Annotated in this window: 17 protein-coding genes; 11 read left to right on the top strand and 6 right to left on the bottom strand. The window is 52.5% G+C overall.

Annotated features, from left to right (window positions below):
- Positions 1–102 precede the first annotated feature (102 nt).
- The 6 genes from V3C19_RS12770 (at position 103) to V3C19_RS12745 (ending at position 5,106) form a co-directional block, all read left to right on the top strand.
- Positions 103–459, top strand: coding sequence for a hypothetical protein (locus tag V3C19_RS12770; protein ID WP_295933912.1), 357 nt, complete (start codon positions 103–105; stop codon positions 457–459).
- Between the two features lie 310 nt (positions 460–769).
- Positions 770–1,702, top strand: coding sequence for an RHS repeat-associated core domain-containing protein (locus tag V3C19_RS12765; protein ID WP_302389499.1), 933 nt, complete (start codon positions 770–772; stop codon positions 1,700–1,702).
- 259 nt (positions 1,703–1,961) lie between these two features.
- Entirely contained in the window at positions 1,962–2,192 is a 231-nt protein-coding gene (locus tag V3C19_RS12760) for a hypothetical protein (protein WP_130084830.1), read from the top strand.
- A 1,199-nt stretch (positions 2,193–3,391) separates the two neighbouring features.
- Entirely contained in the window at positions 3,392–3,928 is a 537-nt protein-coding gene (locus V3C19_RS12755) for a hypothetical protein (protein ID WP_295933903.1), read from the top strand.
- A 190-nt stretch (positions 3,929–4,118) separates the two neighbouring features.
- Positions 4,119–4,373: a hypothetical protein gene (locus V3C19_RS12750; protein WP_295933901.1), complete on the top strand. Its 255-nt coding sequence runs from the start codon at positions 4,119–4,121 to the stop codon at positions 4,371–4,373.
- A 340-nt stretch (positions 4,374–4,713) separates the two neighbouring features.
- Positions 4,714–5,106 carry a hypothetical protein gene (locus tag V3C19_RS12745; RefSeq protein ID WP_330937114.1) on the top strand — a complete coding sequence of 131 codons (393 nt, stop codon included), beginning with the start codon at positions 4,714–4,716 and terminating at the stop codon, positions 5,104–5,106.
- Positions 5,107–5,364: 258 nt separating this feature from the next.
- Here the strand turns inward: V3C19_RS12745 and V3C19_RS12740 are convergent, their stop codons facing one another.
- From V3C19_RS12740 to V3C19_RS12730, 3 genes are all read right to left on the bottom strand, one after another.
- Positions 5,365–6,069 (bottom strand): L,D-transpeptidase family protein, encoded by a 705-nt coding sequence (locus tag V3C19_RS12740; protein ID WP_295933894.1) that lies wholly within the window; start codon positions 6,067–6,069, stop codon positions 5,365–5,367.
- Between the two features lie 30 nt (positions 6,070–6,099).
- Positions 6,100–6,573: a LysM peptidoglycan-binding domain-containing protein gene (locus V3C19_RS12735; protein ID WP_130084834.1), complete on the bottom strand. Its 474-nt coding sequence runs from the start codon at positions 6,571–6,573 to the stop codon at positions 6,100–6,102.
- A 68-nt stretch (positions 6,574–6,641) separates the two neighbouring features.
- A complete protein-coding gene (locus tag V3C19_RS12730) occupies positions 6,642–7,457 on the bottom strand; it encodes a TatD family hydrolase (RefSeq protein ID WP_130084835.1) in 816 nt (271 codons plus the stop codon).
- 124 nt (positions 7,458–7,581) lie between these two features.
- Here V3C19_RS12730 and V3C19_RS12725 point away from each other — a divergent pair, with 124 nt between their 5' ends.
- Together V3C19_RS12725 and V3C19_RS12720 are read left to right on the top strand one after the other, a co-directional pair.
- On the top strand, positions 7,582–8,649 hold the full coding sequence (locus V3C19_RS12725) for a lipid A deacylase LpxR family protein (RefSeq protein ID WP_295933892.1): 1,068 nt from the start codon (positions 7,582–7,584) through the stop codon (positions 8,647–8,649).
- Positions 8,650–8,791: 142 nt separating this feature from the next.
- Entirely contained in the window at positions 8,792–12,592 is a 3,801-nt protein-coding gene (locus V3C19_RS12720) for a glycoside hydrolase family 2 TIM barrel-domain containing protein (protein WP_295933889.1), read from the top strand.
- 346 nt (positions 12,593–12,938) lie between these two features.
- On the opposite strand, the gene V3C19_RS12715 is transcribed toward V3C19_RS12720, so the two are convergent.
- The 3 genes from V3C19_RS12715 to V3C19_RS12705 form a co-directional block, all read right to left on the bottom strand.
- Positions 12,939–13,631: a PEP-CTERM sorting domain-containing protein gene (locus tag V3C19_RS12715; protein ID WP_295933882.1), complete on the bottom strand. Its 693-nt coding sequence runs from the start codon at positions 13,629–13,631 to the stop codon at positions 12,939–12,941.
- A 12-nt stretch (positions 13,632–13,643) separates the two neighbouring features.
- Positions 13,644–14,654 carry a hypothetical protein gene (locus V3C19_RS12710; protein ID WP_295933880.1) on the bottom strand — a complete coding sequence of 337 codons (1,011 nt, stop codon included), beginning with the start codon at positions 14,652–14,654 and terminating at the stop codon, positions 13,644–13,646.
- 119 nt (positions 14,655–14,773) lie between these two features.
- Positions 14,774–16,174 (bottom strand): alpha-L-fucosidase, encoded by a 1,401-nt coding sequence (locus V3C19_RS12705; protein WP_295933877.1) that lies wholly within the window; start codon positions 16,172–16,174, stop codon positions 14,774–14,776.
- A gap of 390 nt (positions 16,175–16,564) precedes the next feature.
- Here V3C19_RS12705 and V3C19_RS12700 point away from each other — a divergent pair, with 390 nt between their 5' ends.
- The 3 genes from V3C19_RS12700 to V3C19_RS12690 all read left to right on the top strand — a co-directional run bounded on the left by V3C19_RS12700 (position 16,565) and on the right by V3C19_RS12690 (position 20,884).
- On the top strand, positions 16,565–19,243 hold the full coding sequence (locus V3C19_RS12700) for a sensor histidine kinase KdpD (RefSeq protein WP_161981343.1): 2,679 nt from the start codon (positions 16,565–16,567) through the stop codon (positions 19,241–19,243).
- An 18-nt stretch (positions 19,244–19,261) separates the two neighbouring features.
- Positions 19,262–19,960 (top strand): response regulator transcription factor, encoded by a 699-nt coding sequence (locus tag V3C19_RS12695; protein WP_130064167.1) that lies wholly within the window; start codon positions 19,262–19,264, stop codon positions 19,958–19,960.
- A 153-nt stretch (positions 19,961–20,113) separates the two neighbouring features.
- The gene (locus V3C19_RS12690; RefSeq protein ID WP_130084841.1) at positions 20,114–20,884 is read left to right on the top strand and encodes a TonB-dependent receptor; all 771 of its coding nucleotides are present in this window, start codon (positions 20,114–20,116) and stop codon (positions 20,882–20,884) included.
- Positions 20,885–20,927 lie beyond the last annotated feature (43 nt).

Raw genomic sequence — 20,927 nt, 5'->3', positions numbered from 1 at the left:
CAAAATGTAATAATGATATTTAATATGAAAATATCTAATATTTCCTATAATGGTATATTGTTCTTCTGTTGCTGTTTTCTTTTTGCAGGATGCTATTCTTATATGAGCAATCATGATGAAAAAGAAAAGGCTGAATATACTTCAATCATAAAACGCTACAAGCACAAGGATAAAAAAGCTAAAGCAAAACTAGTAGAATTAACCGAACAGGAACGTCATGATTTTTTAAAACTTATTAAAAAATTTAGAAATAAATATGTGGAAGCACCAGCCCCACAAATAACAAGGGATGGGGTAGGAGAGGTAAATATCACTTCATACGGTTCTTTCAGAATTTTGTTTGATGATTATTTTAGAAGTATTTATGTACCAGGAATAACAGCAGACAAAGAGACAAGACATAAGCTCTACGAATTAATGGATAAAATAGATAACAGATTGTTTGAATTTAAGAAATAGCAGCTGTAATCTAATGATGAACATCATTTCTTGTCTTCTATTTCCAGAGTTACGATGGGTAGGACACCTAACCACCTCCACGTAGTAGCAATAAACGAAAGTAGCCTGTAGCGACAACTTTAACTGTAACGGCAAAAATGAACTTACCGCAGCCACATTGGGGAACAGACGGCTACGGTTACAGCTACGATAAGACGGTGCAGGAAATAGCCGAAGAACTCACCTACGCGGCCAACAACTTGAACCAGTACACCAGCATCGCCAACTCCACTCTCAACTCTCCACCCCCCCCACTCTGGAACACCCCTTCGTGCCGCAATACGACGCCTCGGGCAACCAGACTCTCATCAAGACTTCAACGGGTATCTGGACGGCCGCTTACAATGCGGAAAACCGCCCGGTAGGCTTCACAAGCAGGGACGGCAGCACGGTGGTGGAATGCGGGTACGACTACCAGGGCCGCCGCTACATGAAGAAAGTAACCGTCAACGGAACGGTCACCAGCCATGAACGCTACCTGTACCGCGGTTACCTGCAACTAGCGGCCCTGGACATGCTCAACAGCCGGAACGTGCTCCGGACACTATTGTGGGAACCCTTGGAACCGGTGGCCACACGGCCTCTGGCTCTGGTGCAGGATGCCTCTCTGTACTGCTATGGATGGGACTTCAACAAGAATGTGACGGAGGTGTTCGACGCGCAGGGAACAATCGCGACGGCTTACGACTACTCTCCCTATGGGACAGTCACAAAAGCAGGCGACCTTATCCAGCCCGTGCAGTGGAGCAGCGAGATGAACGACGAAGATTTGGAGCTGGTCTATTATTACCGCTATTACAACCCGGCTGATGGCAGGTGGATTAACAGGGATCCCATCGCTGAACAGGGTGATTGGAATTTGTATGGGTTTGTGAGAAATAATTTAAATATTGATAACCTCGGGTTATTATCTAACGATGGTAGCGGCACAGTCATTCCGAACACAGAAACAGAAGGTAATTGTATTGGAATTGCATGTGAAACGACAAAACCATTGTCTCCCGATCCAGAAAAGATACCTAAAAATGTAGATTTAAACACATTTCTTGATATCATTCGAGAAATTCTTATTGGAGATTGTACTCGAATGGAGAAAAACAGTACACAAAATGAAACCCAATGCCAAGAATGTGAAAGAGAAATCATTTGCTTAGCATACTTTATCACGAAGCAGAGCGAATTGATATTGAAGTTCATTGTGTAGGGCGTACAATTCCATTAGGAACTCCAAAACAATTACCTCCTTTTGAATTTAAATTAGGAGTAGATGGAAACCGTGTCACAGGTATAACTAACATCCAAAACCATATGGTTAAGTATATTATTAAACCAGGATTGGATAAAATACACTTTCAAGATGGAAAAATGTTAGGGCAATGGGCAACATATTGCTGTAAAGAAAAAAAGAAGAATAAAAAAAGAATACAATGATAATAATTTTATTAATTTTAAATTTACTGCGCATGGATTCTATTAAAGACAATGCAATTTCTAATAAAATGGAGCAATATATAAATCATGGAGAAAATTCACAAAAAAATAAAATAGTAAAATCTTTACCAATATTTATAAAATGTAATTTGGATAGTAGCTCATCAATTAATACACAAAAAATTATTACTTTAAAGGATTTTTTAAAAGATAAAGATTTAGAAACTTTCGATTGGAAATCTATTTTACCTCCATTGAATTAACTATTGATTGTTGAAGAAGGGATGGAATTTGTACGGGTTGGTCGGGAATAATTCAATCCTAGAATACTCAAGTGGATCTGGATAATATGGAAGATTGTACAGTTCAAGTTATTGTTGGGCAAAGAGCTTCTGCTGAGGGAACTGCACAGCGTTTGTCTATTCCAACGTTTCCTCCTCCCTCACCATCTAGGCCATGGCCTGCATTAAATTGAAAATTAAGAGACATGTCTGATATATTATGGGCTATTGTTTCATCCTTTTTTATATGTCTGCTAAATTCAAAAACAAAAAAAGAAAATAAATTTTATAGAAGTAAGGAAATTCAGAATATAGTTAAAAAATATAAAATTAGTGCTGAGATCATAGGTTCATTATTTCTTATTGTTTTATGTGTATTCATTCTATTAGCTTTATACCAATCTGGCAAGTGTCCTGTGGTTGCCATATTCTTAAGTTCTTTATACACTTTATTATTGATGGTCTCTACGTCTATCTTTGTATACATTCTTTGCAAAATAAATAGACATTGGAATCCAGATGAAATTTACCTTGTAATTGCTATTCGAGCAAACATGTCTCTTAGACGATTGAAACAAGTACAGTTCTTTCTTTTAGGAATGTCTTGTTCAGGACTCATATATTCGACTATTTATTTAATACTAAACGGAATTATTTAATTTAGTCTTGTGTTGCATGATTTATCTGGATTCTTCGTGGCGGTTCATTGAACAAGCGTATCAAACTTTTGCATTTATCATTTGAATCCTGTGATTGGAAAAAAACGGCGTCACAAGACTATTCTATATAATTCCGTTTCAAATTATTCAAAATAGAATTAATATTATGGATATTAATGAATTATAGTTCCTATAGCAATAGTGTTTCTGGCGGTGGATGTGTTCATGGATATTCGGAACTTGGGTTAATTGCCAAAGCTGCAAGCCGAATAGGTTCCTTAGAAGTGGGTGCCAGGGGAGGTATTAACTTTAGGGCTTCAGCTTGTGTGACTATTAAATTGGATAAGTTTGAAGTTAAAGGTCGGGAGTGTGCATCCTTGCGTGCTCGTGTTTGGGCTAGTGCAAAAATTTGGACGCTGAAAAAATAGATTGTAATCATGAGTGGCAAGATCAATATTGCACACCATGGATTCCATTGTTACAATGACCAATAACATAAGCCCATAAGAAATAATTGAAGGAATGAAAAAGGATATTGATTGGCGAAAACTTCAATTCGGGGCGACTTTATTAAATACAAAAGAAAATGCAAGGGTTCTATACTTAATCGATAATTCTATATTTGATACGGTAGGTAGACTCCATTACTTTATAAAAACAGGCAAAGGCATAGGAGAAATAGGGGGAAATAAAATTGAAATATCTCAAATTAACTCAGATTCCTATTGCATTAATACCACGGAACAAGAATATTGTATATCACGATTAGATGATATAAGAATCCGAATTTCTTACAAGAGAAGTCGATATATCGATTTTTTTCTTCAAGAAGATTTAAATAATAGACTAATACGTAAATCATTAGTTTACGATAATATAGACCGTCAATTTGAAGTTTCAATTTCCAGGAATCAAACTATATCGTATTTTTTAAGAATGATTATAGGATTGTTGTCATTTGGCCTTTTAAAACAACCAAAAACGTCCATTATTCCTCCCCTCTTTGACGCTGATGATGATATGCAAAAAGCTCTTGTGCTCGGCATTATTGCTATATAAATGATCTACTGTCCTTATGACTATGATAATTGGTCATAGTTACTCGACTAGTGGTGATAGAGTTTAGTCGTAGAAATTAGTTTTCTTTGTGCATATTTTGGTCTGATTTTTTGAAATATTAAACTGCGTAATATGAATTGTATAAATTCTAACTAAACAAGCGGTGGGGAATATGCTCCATAACCGGAACGTGCTTCAGACACTTTGGTGGGATCCGCTGGAATCGGCAGCAACGCGTCCCCTGGCCCTGGTGCAGGACGATGTTCTTTACTGCTATGGAATAGACTTCGACAAGAATGTCACGGAAGTGTTCAATGGGCAGGGAACTGTTGCGGCAACTTACGACTACTCTCCCTATGGGACAGTTGGCAGCACAGGAAGTCTTGTCCAGCCCGTACAGTGGTCCAGCGAGATGAACGATGAAGAATTGGCCCTATTCTACTAAAACTACCGTTATTATAATCCTGCAGACGGTAGGTGGATTAACAGGGATCTGTATAGTATGCTTGAGAATAATACGATAACATTCTATAATGAAAAAGGCATGGTTGCACCAGCGGTCGCCTGCGGCGGAATTGTTGTAGGGACTTATACATATACTGCAGCAAAAATGATGGGACTGAGTGTCTGTGTATGTTTAGCTACAACAGCTTGTCGTGAATTGATTGTGAAACTTACAAAAGAAGCATTACGTCAAGCTTGTACAGAAGGATGTCATTTGGCTTATGGTATACAGGCTGCTACTTGTAAATTTCGTTGGTCAGCACGTGAACGAGCTTTATGTTATGCACAAGCCACTGAGAATTGTGTTTCTTGCATGCAACAATGTAATCACTCCACGAGATAATAAGATGATAAAGGAAATTGTTTTTTTAAGGGACTCTGCAGGAAATGTATCTGATGTAACAATAAATATATTATGTCCGGTGAAGGCAGAGCAGATGAAGTGGAAATCCCAGGTTGAAATTACACATTGTCATTCATCTTTGGGCGGAAAAGCTTCAATATATAATACAACGCAGCTCCTTTCCTTGAGAACAGCTTTATTATTTGTAGATAGAATACTGGAAGATTTAGTTAAAGACAGGCAGGGGGTTTTGTTCTTTTCAAAAGAAGGGGCAGTTAATGATGATCCGGGTGATCAATATTTATTCCGTATGTCGGACAAGCTGATTTGAATTGATCCGGTAATTGCCTCTTAGCTGGTTTTCATGGTTGCATATCATCCAGGGAGAATTGAAATTTCATGGAGATCAAAAGAATAAGAGAACATTGCCGTAACAGGGCTTCTCAAGCGCTTGAGACTTTCCCTTTTCTAAAATTTACGCCGCTATTCTAATAAAAAATCGTTAAAAAAGGACTGTCCGAAAGGCAGTCCTTTTTCGCATCCGGTTGTCGGCAAAAGCTTATTTCTGTGGTAAGATTCCGCCTGCTTTTTACTGCCCAGAGGGGGCTTTCTGCGCTTCCGGCACGGGGAGGGGCGTGTTCCGGATGGTGACGGGCGTTCCTATGCTGGTTTGCTTGTAGAGAATTTCCGCCACGTTCCGCGGCAGGCGAACGCAGCCATGAGAAATGGGATGGCGCCGCACCTTTCCCACGTGCAGGCCCAGGCCCGCGTTGGTGAGTCGCTGCCAGTAGGGCATGGGGGAGCCGTCAAAGCGGCCTCCCTCCGGAACGGGGTCGGTGGATTCCGCATTGTAGTTGATGCATTTGCCTTCCGCATCATACATCTTGCCATACAGGTTGGAAACATGGTCCTCTTTTTTGGAGATGACGGTGTAGTCGCCCGTTTTGGTGGGATAGGCCTTGACACCGGAGGAGAGCGGAAAGTCCATGGCGACGAGTCCGTCCACCAAGTATTGTCCCCGTTGCTCGTTCAGGCAGACGAAAATCTTGCGCGATTTCTTCGGCGTACGCTTCAGCAGGGTGTCATCCTTGTAAATATCGTAGGTTTTCTTGTAGTCCTTGCGGGCTACGAAGTGCGCGTACGTGGAAGGATGGAAGGGGTTTTTGTATTCCGGAACGGATTTGTCCAGGGTGCGGGGGTCCGGCAGGGAGGAGTGTTCCTTGCCGGAGTGGGAACAGGACATCCACCCCATGCAGAGCACGGGGAGGATGGCCCAGGGGAGGAGGCGCTTCATAAGTGGCGGATCCGGGGCGGAGGCTCCGGATTATTTGGAACGTGGGATCGTCAGTTTCTGGTTGATGTGAATCAGGTCGGACTTGAGCCTGTTGGCTTTCTTGAGTGCGGCTACGGAAGTGCCGTTTCTGCGGGCAATGGCGCCCAGGGTATCGCCCTTCTTCACGGTATAGGTCCGGGCCTTGGGAGCGGACTTCCGCGTAGTTTTTTTGGCAACGGCGTTGCGGGAGGACTTGGCAGCCGATTTCCGCGTGGTGGATTTCTTGCTGACGGAAGGTTTGGCGGGCGGGTTGTAGGAGTAGTCGGAATGGTTGGCTACCGGGCTGTAGTGGCCGGATTCATACGAGGGATCGGAACTTTCCGCGATCCACGGCGGAATTTCCCCGTTGGCTATGGGTTCTGCAGTATCGTAGCCCGCTGTGGAAGATTTCTGGCTGGAGCAGGAGGAAAATGGAAGGACCAGCGCGGCAGCGCAGGTGCAGGTTAAAATAAGGTGCGCTTTCATGTGTGCCTGTTCTTACTAATTTATTATTTCGGTTTCAAGGAGCTAACGCGGATTTTGCGGATTTTTTTTCACTGCTGGCACAAATTGTAAAACGTTCCGGCATTCCGGGTGGTCAAACGGGCGAGTTCTTCCAGTTCCATTCCCCTGGCCACAGCGATGAAACGGGCCGTATGGATGAGATGGGCAGGTTCGTTCATGCGGCCCCTGAGCGGTTCCGGGCTGAGGTAGGGGGAGTCCGTTTCCAGCATGATGCGGTCTTCCGGACACCAGCGCGCCGTTTCCGCCACGATGGGAGCGTTTTTGAATGTAGCTACCCCGGTGAAGGAGACCATGCCGTCCAGCCCGTCAAAGATACGCGCTGCCTGTGCAGTGTCTCCGATAAAGCAGTGGAATACGGGCCGGACGCGGCCCGCATGGTTTCCGGCAATTGCCAGGGCGTCTTCAAAACTCCGGGAACCTTTTCTGTCCCGGGTATGTAGAACGATGTTCAATCCCAGGCGGGCGGCCAGTTCAAAGTGTTCTTCCAGGAGTTCCTGCTGGCGTCGGTGGAAGTCCGCCGTTTCCCAGCCTTTCGGGGCAGGGTGAAAGTAGTCCAGACCGGTTTCCCCGATGGCGGCGAGGGGAACGGTTTCCGCGGCCGCGGTCAGCTTTTCCGCCCACTTTTCCGGGGCACCGTGCGCATCGTCGGGATGAATGCCCAGCGCGCAGAAGACCGTGCCGGGAAATTGACGCGCCCAGGACAGGTTTTCTTCCCAGTCGTCCATGCATGCTCCCAGAGTGATCATGCGGTCTATTCCTGCTTCAACGGCATGCCGTATGTAAATTTCCCGGCGAGACTGGTCGAATTGCCGAGAAGCCAGGTGGCAGTGCGTGTCAATGATCATGGTGTGAAACCCTTGTGGGGTAAAGCGGAAGTCTGTGGATATTTTCCCTTATTGAAAAGTCCAAACCGGAAGCATGCCTGATTTTTCCTTGCAAGGCGGATAGGAAATGGACAAACTGCCCCGCATGAAATGTGCAGCTTTGCGCGTGTGCGCCAGCCTGTTAACGGCGGGAGCGTCTTCTCTTTATGCAGGAACCGTCCCTGCCGCAGCCCCTCAGGAAGGGCCTGTTATCAGCCTCCATGTGGAGAACGACATGTTTGTAGGGGACGACGACAATTATACCAGTGGCGTCCGCATTGGCTGGATGTCCGGCACCACTGCGGAAAGCCGCACGTTTTCAGGCATGCTGGGAACAGTGCTGGGAGGGACGAATGCTTCTGATTCCTGGCGGCGTTTCATGGGGATGAATGGTTCCTCCAATCTGCGGCAGCAGTGGGGCCTGGACCTGACCCAGTTGATGTTTACGCCGGAGCGGAAACTCCGCGAGCCGATTTACGGAGAGCATCCCTACGTGGGCAATCTGACGCTGGGCCTGATATCCCTGGTTAAAAATGAGGACCGGGCAAATGTCTTGGAGCTCCAGCTGGGTACCACGGGTTCTCCTTCCCTGGCCAAGGGCTCCCAGCATTTGGTTCATAAGATGTGGGGGATGGAACAATGGCCCGGCTGGAGCAACCAGCTTCCCAGCGAAATGACCGCCAATTTGTTTTTCAAACGCTATTACCGCCTCCGCGGGCTGGAAAGGCATTATGGTTCCGGGTTAGAGACAGACGCCCTGGCCTACTGGCACGCGGATGCCGGCACCGTGAAGGTGCAGGCAGGCGGAGGCATGACTTTCCGCTTCGGCTATAATCTGGGCAATACCTCGCCGGAAAACAGCATCCGCGGGGCCACCAGCGCCGCTCCCCCCTTCGTTTACAACAGGACTTCCGTTTCCAACTGGGGTTATTACGGATATCTTCACGCGTCGGCGCGCGCCGTGGCGCATGATCTGTATCTGGACGGCACCGTTTTCCATTCCTCCCCGGATTACGTGAACAAATATCCCGTGGTGGCGGAATGGGGCTACGGGTTCGGCGTCACCTACAAGCGTACGGAATTCCTTTTCGGGCTGCATTATATTACCAAGGAATACACGCGGCAGGAGTCCATCCAGTGCGTAGGCGTGCTTCAACTGAGGCATACTTTTTAATGCCCGCATTCCGTGCGGGCAGCTTGCATAGCGGAGCGGCAGCTTGCAAAATGCAGGTTTGCTGTTAGAATTAGAATTGCGGATTCGTATGTAACAGGACGATCCGTTCGTACATACAACCTTTGACACACCCGATATATTCATGAAAACAACCAGATCCTGGCGTTTGTCCTGCACCGCACTGGCGGCAGGCACCGTGATGTGCGGCCTGTCCGCCCATGGCGGGGATGCGCCGCCGTCCGAACCTGCCCCCACCGGGCTGGAGTGGGAGCAAGAGCAGAACCTGCATTTGAACAAGGAGGCCCCCACGGCTTCCTTCATGTCTTTCAGTGATTTGAAATCAGCCCTGAAAGTGCTGCCGGAAAACAGCCAATGGTGGAAGTCCCTGAATGGACAATGGAAATTCCACTGGGCCAAGGATCCGCAGAGCCGCCCGGCCGACTTTTACAAGCCGGATTACGATGTTCAGGACTGGAAGGAAATCAAGGTTCCGGCCTCCTGGCAGACTCAGGGCTATGGCACACCCATTTATTCCAACCAGCCGTATCCCTTTGAACGCTCCTGGCCATATGTGATGAAGGAGCCCTCCAACAAGAATTACACGTCCTACAAGGAACGGAATCCCGTGGGTTCTTACCGCCGCACGTTTGAGGTGCCCGCGGACTGGGACGGCCGGGAAGTGTACATGCAGTTTGACGGTGTGGATTCCTTCTTCTATCTCTGGATCAACGGCAAGTACGTGGGCTTTTCCAAGGATTCACGCAATCCCGCCCGTTTTGACATCAGCCCCTACCTTAAGAAGGGTGAGAATGTAGTGGCCGCAGAAGTGTACCGCCATTCCGATGGCGCCTATCTGGAATGCCAGGATATGTTCCGCCTTTCCGGCATTTTCCGGAATGTTTCCATTTTCGCTCTGCCGAAGGTGCATGTGCGCGATTTTTTCGTGCATACCAATCCGGCGGACCAGAAGGACTGGGCCCTGAACATTGACCATGCCAAGCCCGGCACCGTGGACGGCGACTGGCGCCTCCAGGTGGACGTGGATGTGCGCAACCTGTTCCCGGCCACGCAGAAGCTGGATGACTGCACCATTTCCATGGCCCTCTACGATTCCGCCGGGAAACTGGTGGAACCCGTGAAGCCCAAGGACGCTCCCTACGACGGCGTGATGGAAAAGCCTCTGCGCATTACCGGCATGAAGGATTTCAAAACTTCCCTGCTGGGCATTTATTCCAAGCCGAAGCTCTGGTCCGCGGAAGACCCCAACCTGTACACCCTGGTGCTGACGCTGAAGCGTGACGGCAAGACGGAGGAAATGGTTTCCTCCCGCGTGGGTTTCCGCAATGTAGTGATCAAGGACAGCGTGTTCCTGGTGAACGGCCAGCCGGTGAAGGTGAAAGGCGTGAACCGCCATGAAAGCCATCCGGAAACCGGGCACTACGTGACTCCGGAACAGATGGAGCAGGAAGTGCAGATGATGAAGAGAGCCAACATCAACCATGTGCGCTGTTCCCATTATCCGGCGGATCCCTATTTCTACTATCTCTGCGACAAGTACGGCATTTACGTGCAGGACGAGGCCAACATCGAGTCCCACGGCTACTACTACGGCAAGGAGTCCCTTTCCCACCCCATCGAATGGATGCCGGCTCATGTGGACCGCATCATGGCGATGGTGGAGCGCAACAAGAACCACCCCAGCGTGATTATGTGGTCTCTGGGGAATGAGGCAGGACCCGGCCAGAATTTCCGCAGCGCGGAAAAGATCGTGAAGGCCAGGGACATGTCCCGCCCCACCCACTATGAGCGCAACAACGACATCGTGGACCTGGGTTCCAACCAGTACCCCTCCGTGGACTGGACGCGCTCCATGGCGGCCAACAAGAATTTCCCGAAGCCCTACTACATTTCCGAGTACGCGCACAACATGATGAACGCCATGGGCAACCTGGCGGATTACTGGGAGGCCATCGAGTCCTCCGACCGCATCATGGGCGGCGCCATCTGGGACTGGGTGGACCAGGGGCTATACAAGACCCTGCCGAACGGTGAGAAGATGCTTGCCTACGGCGGCGACTTCAACGACCATCCCAACAGCGGCCAGTTCGTGTTCAACGGGACCATCCTGGCGGACCGCACGCCGGAACCGGGCTACTTTGAGGTGAAGCACGTTTATCAAAACATCTCCACGTCCCTGACGGACGACGGCAAGATTTCCATCTTTAACAAGAATTTCTTCACGGACCTCACCCCGTACGACATCACCTGGACCCTGACGGAGAACGGGAATGTGGTGGCGGAAGGCAAATTGAATACGCCTGCCGCCGGTCCCCAGGAAAAGATCGTAGTGCCCGTACCGGACATTCCCCAGTGGAAGAACCGGAAACCCGGCGCGGAATACGCCCTGCGCGTCAGCTACAAGCTGAAGAAGGACACGGACTGGGCAAAGAAGGGCTATGAACTGGCCTTTGACCAGCTACAGCTTCCCGTGCAGGGAGAACTGCCCATGTTCAAGGCTCCTTCCGGCAAGGTAACCCTCAGCGCGGACAAGCACACCGTGTCCGGCAAGGATTTCTCCGTGCAGTTTGACGCGGCCACCGGGGAACTGACCCAGTTCACCGTGAACGGCAAGCCCCTGTTCAAGACGCCCATGGCGGTGAACGCCCTGCGTGCCGCCTCCAGCAACGAGCCGGGCGTCATGGCCAAGAGCATGGCCAACGGCCTCCGTGAACTGAAGCATGAACTGCTCAGCTATGAAGCCGTGGACAACGGCAGCAGCGTCACCGTCAAGCAGTCCGTCAAGGTAAGCGGCAAGCAGGCTGAAAACATCAGCGGCTATGGAGACACCAAGACCTCCATCACGCCTAAAAAGCAGCCCCTGAATGACACGAACACCCATTTCATCAACAATCTGGAATGGACCATCTACCCGGATGGAACCGTCGTCTGCCAGTCCGTGCTGCTGCCGCGCGGCAATCCCCTGGAGCTGCTGCGCCTGGGGTATGAACTCCAGTTGCCGGCGAACATGGGCAACGTGACCTATTACGGCCGCGGGCCGGAGGAAAATTATGCGGACCGCAAGAGCGGCATGCCTCTGGGCGTGTACAAGACGACGGCCCGGGATTCCTTCTTCCCGTACGGCAGGCCGCAGGACTGCGGCAATCATGAAGACACCCGCTGGGTGGCAGTCACGGACGACAAGGGGCAGGGCCTGCTCTTCGGCTCCGTGGGCGCCCCGTTTGCCTTCTCCGCCCTTCCGTACACCACCACGGACCTGATTCTGGCCAACCATCCCGTGGAACTGCCGAAGACGACGGACAAGACCGTGCTGGTCCTCTCCTCCGCCACGCGCGGCCTGGGGGGCGCCTCCTGCGGCCCCGGCCCCATGAGCAGGGATATCATCAAGGCCAACAAGCCCTACCCGCTGTCCTTCTTCATGCGTCCTGTTACGGCCAAGTCCTACAAGGGTGAAATCCGCGTGCCCGCGGCCCAGCTGGACATGACCATGCTGACCCGCACAGACAAGTACACGGTCAAGAGCGTGACCAGCCAGGAACAGGGCGAGGCGGACGCCGAGTTTGCCATTGACGGGGACCCCGGCACCTTCTGGCACTCCGAATATAACAAGACCGTGACCAAGCATCCGCACGTGCTGGCCGTGGACCTGGGCAAGGAACGGGAGTTTTCCGGAATTACCTATTTGCCGCGCCAGGACGGCAGCACCAACGGCCGCGTGAAGGATTATTCCGTGGAAGTGAGCATGGACGGCGAGAAGTGGCAGCCTGCCGCCAAGGGTTCCTTCCCGAACAATGCGGACCTGCAGCAGGTGAAATTCGCCGCACCCGTAAAAGCCCGCTATTTCCGCTTTTCCGCCCTCAGCGAGGCGGGGGGCAGGGATTACGCCGCCGTGGCTGAACTGGAAATTATTCCGGTGAAGAAGTAGCTTCTGCGGCTCAACCCGCTTGCACGATCGCCCCGCCGTTTTTTTAAGCGCGCGGGGCGGTCCTTTTTCCTTCCTGCAAGGTTGGCAAAGTGCAGCAAGTTCTGGCGCCAGTCGAATAGCATGCGGCCTCCGGCTGCACTTGTATTTAAAGCACATTCGCAGGTATTCGTTCGGCCGCCATTGCCATCAAGGCTTGCGGCGTTCCTGACAGCCATTTCTGAATTAATAGCGGTTTGCGGATGGCATGCGGTTTCATGAGGCTCTTGCCATCCATGTTTTCGTGCATGAAAAAGCCTCCGTACAGAGTAATCCGCACGGAGGCTGATTGGTAAGGAAAGCCTGTTTTTTATCTTCTTCTGCGCATCATCAGGGCCGCCAGGCCAAGCAGGCCCAATGTGGCCGTGGCCGGTTCGGGAATGAGCTGGAATCCATTGGGAGTGTTGTGGCCAAGGATGCATTCAACATACCATTCACTTTCCAGTGCAACAGCTTTATCCCGGGAAAGAAAATCAAGATAATTGGAACCGGGAAAATCCGGATCGGAGGGATAGGTGGCGAGATTGCCATCCTCAGTTTTGCGGAAGACGAATACGGCGATTTCGGTAGATACATCAATGGTTGAGCCGTTGCCGACCATCAGATAAAGAGGGGTATTTTCCAAGGTCAATCCCGTAGGCTGCTGGTATGACCCCGACAGGGAAAAGAGTCCGCCATTGGTAATAGATCCGTTGTCGGAAGGACTGATGTTGAGCGTGCTGACAAAATTGTTCCGAATATCGACTATTTGACTATAGCTCAGATTGCCTTGATCATATTCATTTCCTCCATTGGCCCATTTGGCGTCGTTAAAGTTGTAATTCCAGTTTGTCAGGGTGCCGAGCATGGCACAACCGCTGCTGAGAGGGATTCCCAGGGTATCAGCGATGGAGGTATTATAATCCTCCTCGTTGGAAATGAAGTAATCGCCTGCCTGGACAAGTCCGCCGGCAAGGAAGGAGATTGAAGCAAGCGCACAAGTAAATAAGGAATGGTGGGACATGGTTTACAAAGGTTATTGTTGAGTGGCGATGGAAGAATTAATATTAATGTAGGCTGGAGTCTTGGAAGAGGAAGAAATGGAAAGAACTCCATGGAAGGGGATATCGGACACATCCTGTCCCTTCTCGTCTTCCCAATGGTCTCTCTGATAGGTACATTTTATCATGACGTTCTTGTCACCGAGGGGGACGTAAACGGCATCTCCTGATTGCAGAGTATTCTGCAGCCCGGTTTCCCGGAGGGAGTGGGCCAGGGGAAGCCTTGTGTGGAGCAGCGAATTTTGCCCGGCCAGCAGAAGTTTCTGATGTTTAGGAGATACTTCCCCAATGACGAAAGCCTTGATATCTTCCCCGGCCTTGCGGGTGATGTCCAACGGCTCATGGCCGAAGACGGGCATGCTGCCGACATCCTCCTTGGACCCTCTCCGCATCCATTGCGTTCCGGAGTAATATACCGCCTGTTTGGTGGTTTCCGAGTTGAAAATACTCGCATTGTCGGCGGAAGCCGCAGAGCCGCTTTTCAGCCCGAATTTGTTGTCATCGCCAAGCACGTCATTCAAAGTCCTCGCCTTGCGGAGAACATAGAAATCCGGGGAATTCCCCTTTTTGAGGAATTCGGCCAGAAGGGAGTCGCTTACCTCAATCTCATGCTCCTTCCAGCAGGAAGACGGTTTTTTCCAGCCGTCCCGGTTAAGGGGAAGGGCCACGACCTCGTTGCCGAAGTGGAGGACCAGGATATAGGCGGAATTTTCGTCCATCAATTCATTGAAATTGACGTCCGGGTCCGTGATGGTGACCTTGCTTCCGCTTGAAGTGACATTGTCCGTTTTCAATGTATGCTGCATCAGGGCTTCCGGATGTACTCCCAGCCCCAGGTAATTGGTTTGCTTGGCGTACAGGTCCGTTTGAATATAGCCGCAGGGCGTGCTGTAGGCCGTCTCCGCATGCAGGGTCGCCGAGAAGACCGGAAACAGGGCACAGGTACAGAAACAAGCGGGCAGGCAATGTGCCGGATTCGTAAACATTAATCCATTAAGGGGGAAGGGCATCATTTGTCAATTCAGAAAGGGGAAAACGTTCTGAATTTTCAATTTGGCCTGTTGGATGGTTTTTACCCTGAGGGAGAGAATGATGGAGATTTTTGCTATTTTTCCATGACGTAGCAGGCACTGAAGTTGCTGATTTCGGGCATGCCGGTGGCTTTTTCCACCGTCAGACGGAGTGCGGACGCCTTGATGGGGTCAAAGGACTGGATGCGCTTATGGCCGATGGAAGTTCCCTTGCATACAGTGATCCAGCTACCGTTGACTTTTGCTTCCACGCGGTAGGTGCGCACCCGTTCGCCGTGCCGGATGTTTTCCTGAATGATGCAGTAGTTGACGCTTTGCTCTCCTTTTAATGGAAGGGTAAGCGTTTCCGCATTTCCCGAGACGGAGGCCAGCGGCGTGCCGAAACGGCGCCGGATTTCCTGTCCCAGTTCTTTCAGTCGCTCTACGTCTTCGGGGGCAATCAGCCCGTCCGGGTTCGGCGTCAGGCCGATGATCAGCGTTGCGTTGCGGCCTACGGATTTTTCATATATATCCATCAGATTGGCCAGCGGATAGACGGCCTTGTCATCATCTCCCGGTTCCCAGAACCATTCGTGGCGGTTGTTGTAGCCGCGCAGGGGAGTGTCCGCCATGGCGGGAACCCAGTGTTTTCCGTCCGGATTCCCGTGCCTCAGGAGTTTGTTATGGTTTGCAGTTTTGTCATTTGCATTGCTGTGGCTGTAGGGATAGGGGAAGCTTGACCAGCAGGGGTAACCCACCGTTCCGCTTTCCGATCCTCCCCACCGCAGGTCCGCCCGGTTCACATTATGGTAGAACAGGCAGCCGGGCTGGTATTTACTGACGATGGGTTCCACATCCGGCCCCAGTCCGTTGGGGTCGTCCGCTCCTCCGTCAAACCAGATCATGAATAATTCCCCGTAGCGGGAGCAAAGTTCCGTCACCATTTTTTCACACAGGCGTTTATACCAGGCCTGGCGGTTGCGTGCGAATTCGCCTTCGCCTTCCGCCTTGAAGTTATGGATGCCCAACAGGGAATTCCAGCGGATGCCGATATAAATGCCCGGCTGGATGCCGTATTTGCGGCAGGAGGTGACAAAGTCGTGCACGATATCGCCTTTGCCGTCTCTCCATTTAACGGCCTTCAGGCAATAGGGATTGGCATCGCTCTGCCATAGTCCGAAACCTGTTTCATGCGTAGCGGTAAGGATGGCGAATTTGGCTCCGGCCGCCTTGGCTGCTGCCAGCCATTGGTCGGTGTCCAGCCGAACAGGATTGAAGATGTTGTAATCTTCCACCGGTTTGACGCGGTTGTTTTCCTGATTGTAGATTTTTCCGTCAAAGACATGCAGATCGTAATGAAAAACCACCCCCATTTCCGCCTCATGCCATTTTAGCTGGTGCGGTGCGGGAACGGCCCCACCTGCGGATGGCGTGGTTTGTCCGCAGGCGAGGAACGGACAAAGAAACGCCAGGATGGTGGATGCCAGTTTTTTCATTTGCCTATGGTGCCAGTTGAATGTCTCCGGTGCCGCCCTGCAGTTTTTCAAATAGTGCAGAGGCTATGTGCAGAGTGTTTTTCTTTAAAAAACACGTTCGGAAAAAATGAATTCTTTCTTTCAATTTCCTCTTTCTGAAAAAGTATGGAACTGCCGGAGCAAAAAGTAGCGTTGGGAAGGGTAAATAAAATTCTTTGTTCCCTGTATTTTCTGGCGGACAAATGAGCTCCCTGTTTCTATTAGGGCAATGGATGGGGGGATGATTGGGAGTGCTTTCAGGAATTTAATAAAATATTAACGTTATTCCGGAGTTCTTTTATTTGCATGGAAAGGAGGAAGTCTCTAAAATGCTTTACAGCCTCAGGGAAGTGTTGTTTTCCTGTACTATTTATGTTTTCGGAAATGCATTCGGACAGCCAGCGGGCGGACAGGATTCTGGCCTCCATCCGGAGGGAGGAATCCCGCCCCGGCCGCGGCCTGCTGAAAATCTTCTTCGGCATGGCGCCGGGAGTAGGCAAGACGTACGCCATGCTGGAGGCCGCCATCCAGGCGGCGGACAAGGGCGTGCAGGTCATGATCGGCGTGGCGGAATCCCATGGCCGGGAGGATACGATGCGCCTTATCAGCAGGCTGCCGCGCCTTCCCATGAAGAAAGTGGCTTACCGGGGCGTACAGATGGAGGAGTTCGATCTGGAGGAAGTGCTGCGCGTGAAGCCCCAGCTCATTCTGGTGGACGAGCTGGCGCATACGAACGTTCCCGGAATGCGTCACAGGAAGCGCTACCAGGATGTGGAGGATTTGCTGGCCGCAGGGATAGACGTTTACACCACGCTGAACGTGCAGCATCTGGAAAGCCGTTCCGATACCGTTCATGACATTACTGCCGCTCCCGTACAGGAAACCGTGCCGGATTCCGTGCTGGCGGAGGCGGACTGCATCCAGTTGGTGGACATCACGCCGGAGCAGTTGCGGACGCGTCTTCAGGAAGGGAAGGTATACAGCGCTCCCCAGGCTTCCGCCGCGCTGGACCATTTTTTCAAGGAGTCCAACCTTACGGCCCTCCGGGAGCTGGCCCTGCGCATCATGGCGGAGAAGGTGGACCATGAGCTGACGGAGGTGCGCACCATTTCCGGGGACCGCTCCATCTGGCGCAGCGGGGAACGGCTGATGGTAGCCGTGGGGCCCAGCCCGTTTTCCGCCCGGCTGGTGCGCTGGACGCGGCGCATGGCTTACGCCCTGAACGCTCCGTGGATTGCCCTTTCCGTGGATACGGGCGTGCCGCTGTCCCCCGAACAGCAGCAGCGGCTGGACGCCAACCTGGAGCTGGCGCGGCGGCTGGGTGCGGAAGTGATCGTGATGCCCGGTTCCGACCTGGCGGAGACGCTGCTCCGCATGGCCTTTTTGAGAAATGTCAGCCAGATTGTGGTGGGCAAGCCGCAAGAGGCTTACCTGTGGGGGCTGGTGCGGCCCATGTCCCTGGTGGACAAGCTGGTAAAGGGGAGCGACCAGATTGATATTTACGTAGTTCCCGCCGCTCCCGGTCCAGTCCGGAACCGGTGGAAGAGCTGGCACCGGGAAACGGGAAAATGTGGCCGGGACTACTGGCTGGCCGCAGGCGTGACGGCGGCCGTTACGGGAATCGGCCTGTTGATTTCCGCGTTTACCGGTTATTTCGCTCCCGGCTTCCTGTATCTGGCGGGAGTAGTGGGCCTGGGCTTTTTCATCCGTTCCCGCTGGGCCATGCTGATGGCCGCTGCGCTGAGCGCCCTGCTGTGGAACCTGCTGTTCATTCCCCCGGTGATGACGTTCAAGATAGAACGGCTGGAGGATGCCCTGATGTGCCTTTTCTTCTTTCTGGTGGCTCTCTCCACGGGGCGGCTCACTTCCCGCCTGAGGGTTCGCGAGCAGGAGGAGCGGGAACGGGAAAAAAAGACGAATGCCCTGTTCCTGTATTCGCGCGCCATTGGGTCCGCCTCGGACGTGCCTTCCCTGATTTCCGTCGCCGCAGGGCAGATCAGCCAGATCATGGGGGTGCGCCTGGCGGTCATGACGCCGGAAGGCAACGGCCGCAGGCTGAAGCTGTGGGAATCCGGGGGGGCTTTTTCCATGGATGACAAGGAATGGAGCGTGGCTGCCTGGTGCCTGGAGCACCGCCGGCCCGCAGGCAGGTTTACGGATACGCTCCCGGTGGCGGAAGGATTTTACCTCCCCATGATGTCCGGGGAGCGCTGCATGGGCGTGCTGGGCGTGAGGCCGGAGGAAGAGGAGCGCCTCACGGCAGGGCAGAAGGATTTGCTGGAAAGCATGGGCGCGCAGCTGGCCATGGCGCTGGAACGTGAAGAACTGCGGGCGGAACGGGCGCGTACGCGGCTCATGGAGGAATCCGAAAAACTGCACCGATCCCTGCTGGACAGCGTTTCCCATGAGTTCAAGACGCCTCTGGCCGTGATTGAGGGCGGCTGTGAGAAGCTGGCCGGGCGCGCCGCGTCCGCGCCGGAGGAACGGGAGGAGTATGGGGAAATCCTGCTGGCCGCACGCCGCCTGCGCCGCCTGGTGAAAAATTTGCTGGACGTGAGCCGTCTGGAATCCGGCGCCCTGAAGCCCAAACTGGACTGGTGCGACCTGGGGGACGTGATTGAAGGGGCCCTGGCCGCCACCAGGGAGGCGCGCCGGGACCATCCCGTGTCCGTCGCCCTGCCGCCGGATTATCCGCTGGTGAAGGCGGATTTCTCCCTGATGGAGCAGGTGCTGGTCAATCTGCTGCTGAATGCGTGCGTGCATACTCCTGCGGGAACCCCCATTACGCTGAAGGGCGGAACCGATCCCGCACGCGGCTTGGTCTGGCTGGATGTCCATGACCTGGGGCCGGGCATTCCCCCCGAACGGGCGGAAACCATTTTTGAGCGCTTCCGGACGACGCGGCCCGGCGGTCTGGGCCTGGGGCTTCCCATCGTGCGCGGTTTCATGGAGGCGCAGCGGGGAGCCGTTACCCTGGTTCCCGTTCCCGCCGGAACCTGTTTCCGTCTTGTCCTTCCCCTGGTGGAGCATGATGATGTTCCTGAAGAATAAACCTCCCCTTCCTGTGTCATGAGCGACCTTCCCGCAGATATCCTGATTATTGATGACGAACGGCAGATACGCCGTCTCCTGAACCTGACGCTGACTGGCGCAGGCTACCATGTCCGCGAGTGTGAAAACGGGCAGCTCGGCCTGAGCGAGACCGCTCTGAAACGGCCGGACGCCATTATTCTGGACCTGGGCCTTCCGGACATCAACGGTCTGGAAGTGCTCAAACAGCTCCGGGAATGGACGCAGGTTCCCATTCTGATCCTGACGGCCTGGGACAGGGAGGATGAGAAGGTGGACGCCCTGGACGCCGGGGCGGACGATTACCTGACCAAGCCGTTCAGCGGCCGGGAACTGCTGGCGCGCCTGCGCGTGATGCTGCGGCGCAACCGGCCGGACAGGGAGCCCTCCGTATTCCGGCTGGGGTCCATCATTGTGGACCTGAGCTCCCGGCGCGTGGAGAAGGGGAAGGAGGAAATCCATCTGACCTCCAAGGAATACGGCATTCTGCGCCTTCTGCTGCTCCATCAGGGCAAGGTGATGACCCACCGCCAACTGCTCCGTGAAATCTGGGGACCCCAGCATGAGGAAGATACACACTACCTGCGGGTGCACATTGCCCACCTGCGCCAGAAGCTGGGGGATTCCGATCCCGAAAACCGCATTATCCGTGCAGAATCCGGCCTGGGGTACAGAATTGTGGCGGACGGAGCTGAATAAATCTTTTTTCCATTTCCGCAGGCCGCGGAAGGTTGCAGCTTTTCATCCATGGCAACCGGAAAATATATTTTTTCATAACGGTTGCAGGGTGTGGCTTAACTTCACGCAGGTCAATATGCTGTGTAGGATTCAGGACGTATTCGATACGTCTTTATGAAGATTACACACACCGCAAGAAACATAGGGGCCGCAGTTCTGGGCTGCGCCATGATGGCAGGAACCGTCTGCATGGGCGGGGAAACGGCCTCTTCCTCCTTGGCCAACGCTCAGGAGGCCGCCATCCCTTCTACGGACACGGACTGGGCTTTCTCCCTTTCCGCGGGCTGGTCCAGCAAATACGTGACGGAAGGGCTGGACTGCCTGCCGGGCAGCGGCATCTGGGAAGTGGCTCCGAGCATCTCTTGGAAAGACCTTACGCTCAGCGCCTGGTACGCCGGGGGGGATTCCTCCAATTATGACGAGCTGGACCTGGTTCTGGGTTACGCCTGGAAGCTGGGGAAGTGGACCGTCAATCCCTGGTATGAGCACCAGTTCTATTTCACGCAGGACTACAACGTAGCCAATCCGGCCCTGACCGTCTCCTATGCCGTGACGGACTGGCTGACCGTGGGGGCGGAAACCCAGGCGAAGGTGGAACACCAGGATTTTGAAGCCTATTACAGCGCCTTTGTGCAACTGGAATGGTCCCCCGTGGAGAACGTGACGGTAACGCCCATGGCCAGGTACGGGTACAACGGCGGTTATAACGTGGACTATGACGACGGCTCCAACTGCATTGACTGGAGCCTGGGCGTGACGTGGCGGTTTGCGGAACATTATTCCCTTTCCGGCTCCGTCAATTATTCCCAGGCGGCTACGGTGCTGCGCCGCAGGGACGCCGGGGACGAGTTCTGGGTGGGCTTCCGCCTGGGCGTGGAATTCTAACGGCGTACTGGCGTCATGGAAAACGGGCTTCCGGAGGGAAATT

The organism is Akkermansia sp. AE01SA01 (assembly GCF_036417395.1).
Lineage (GTDB): Bacteria > Verrucomicrobiota > Verrucomicrobiia > Verrucomicrobiales > Akkermansiaceae > Akkermansia.
This window is presented reverse-complemented; position numbering and strand designations above follow the sequence as displayed.

Coding starts and splice junctions, on each gene's coding strand:
- V3C19_RS12770 (WP_295933912.1), top strand. CDS start 103: ATGAGCAATCATGATGAAAAAGAAAAGGCTGAATATACTTCAATCATA.
- V3C19_RS12760 (WP_130084830.1), top strand. CDS start 1,962: ATGGATTCTATTAAAGACAATGCAATTTCTAATAAAATGGAGCAATAT.
- V3C19_RS12755 (WP_295933903.1), top strand. CDS start 3,392: ATGAAAAAGGATATTGATTGGCGAAAACTTCAATTCGGGGCGACTTTA.
- V3C19_RS12745 (WP_330937114.1), top strand. CDS start 4,714: ATGCACAAGCCACTGAGAATTGTGTTTCTTGCATGCAACAATGTAATC.
- V3C19_RS12740 (WP_295933894.1), bottom strand. CDS start 6,069: ATGAAGCGCCTCCTCCCCTGGGCCATCCTCCCCGTGCTCTGCATGGGG.
- V3C19_RS12735 (WP_130084834.1), bottom strand. CDS start 6,573: ATGAAAGCGCACCTTATTTTAACCTGCACCTGCGCTGCCGCGCTGGTC.
- V3C19_RS12730 (WP_130084835.1), bottom strand. CDS start 7,457: ATGATCATTGACACGCACTGCCACCTGGCTTCTCGGCAATTCGACCAG.
- V3C19_RS12725 (WP_295933892.1), top strand. CDS start 7,582: ATGAAATGTGCAGCTTTGCGCGTGTGCGCCAGCCTGTTAACGGCGGGA.
- V3C19_RS12720 (WP_295933889.1), top strand. CDS start 8,792: ATGAAAACAACCAGATCCTGGCGTTTGTCCTGCACCGCACTGGCGGCA.
- V3C19_RS12715 (WP_295933882.1), bottom strand. CDS start 13,631: ATGTCCCACCATTCCTTATTTACTTGTGCGCTTGCTTCAATCTCCTTC.
- V3C19_RS12710 (WP_295933880.1), bottom strand. CDS start 14,654: ATGTTTACGAATCCGGCACATTGCCTGCCCGCTTGTTTCTGTACCTGT.
- V3C19_RS12705 (WP_295933877.1), bottom strand. CDS start 16,174: ATGAAAAAACTGGCATCCACCATCCTGGCGTTTCTTTGTCCGTTCCTC.
- V3C19_RS12700 (WP_161981343.1), top strand. CDS start 16,565: ATGTTTTCGGAAATGCATTCGGACAGCCAGCGGGCGGACAGGATTCTG.
- V3C19_RS12695 (WP_130064167.1), top strand. CDS start 19,262: ATGAGCGACCTTCCCGCAGATATCCTGATTATTGATGACGAACGGCAG.
- V3C19_RS12690 (WP_130084841.1), top strand. CDS start 20,114: ATGAAGATTACACACACCGCAAGAAACATAGGGGCCGCAGTTCTGGGC.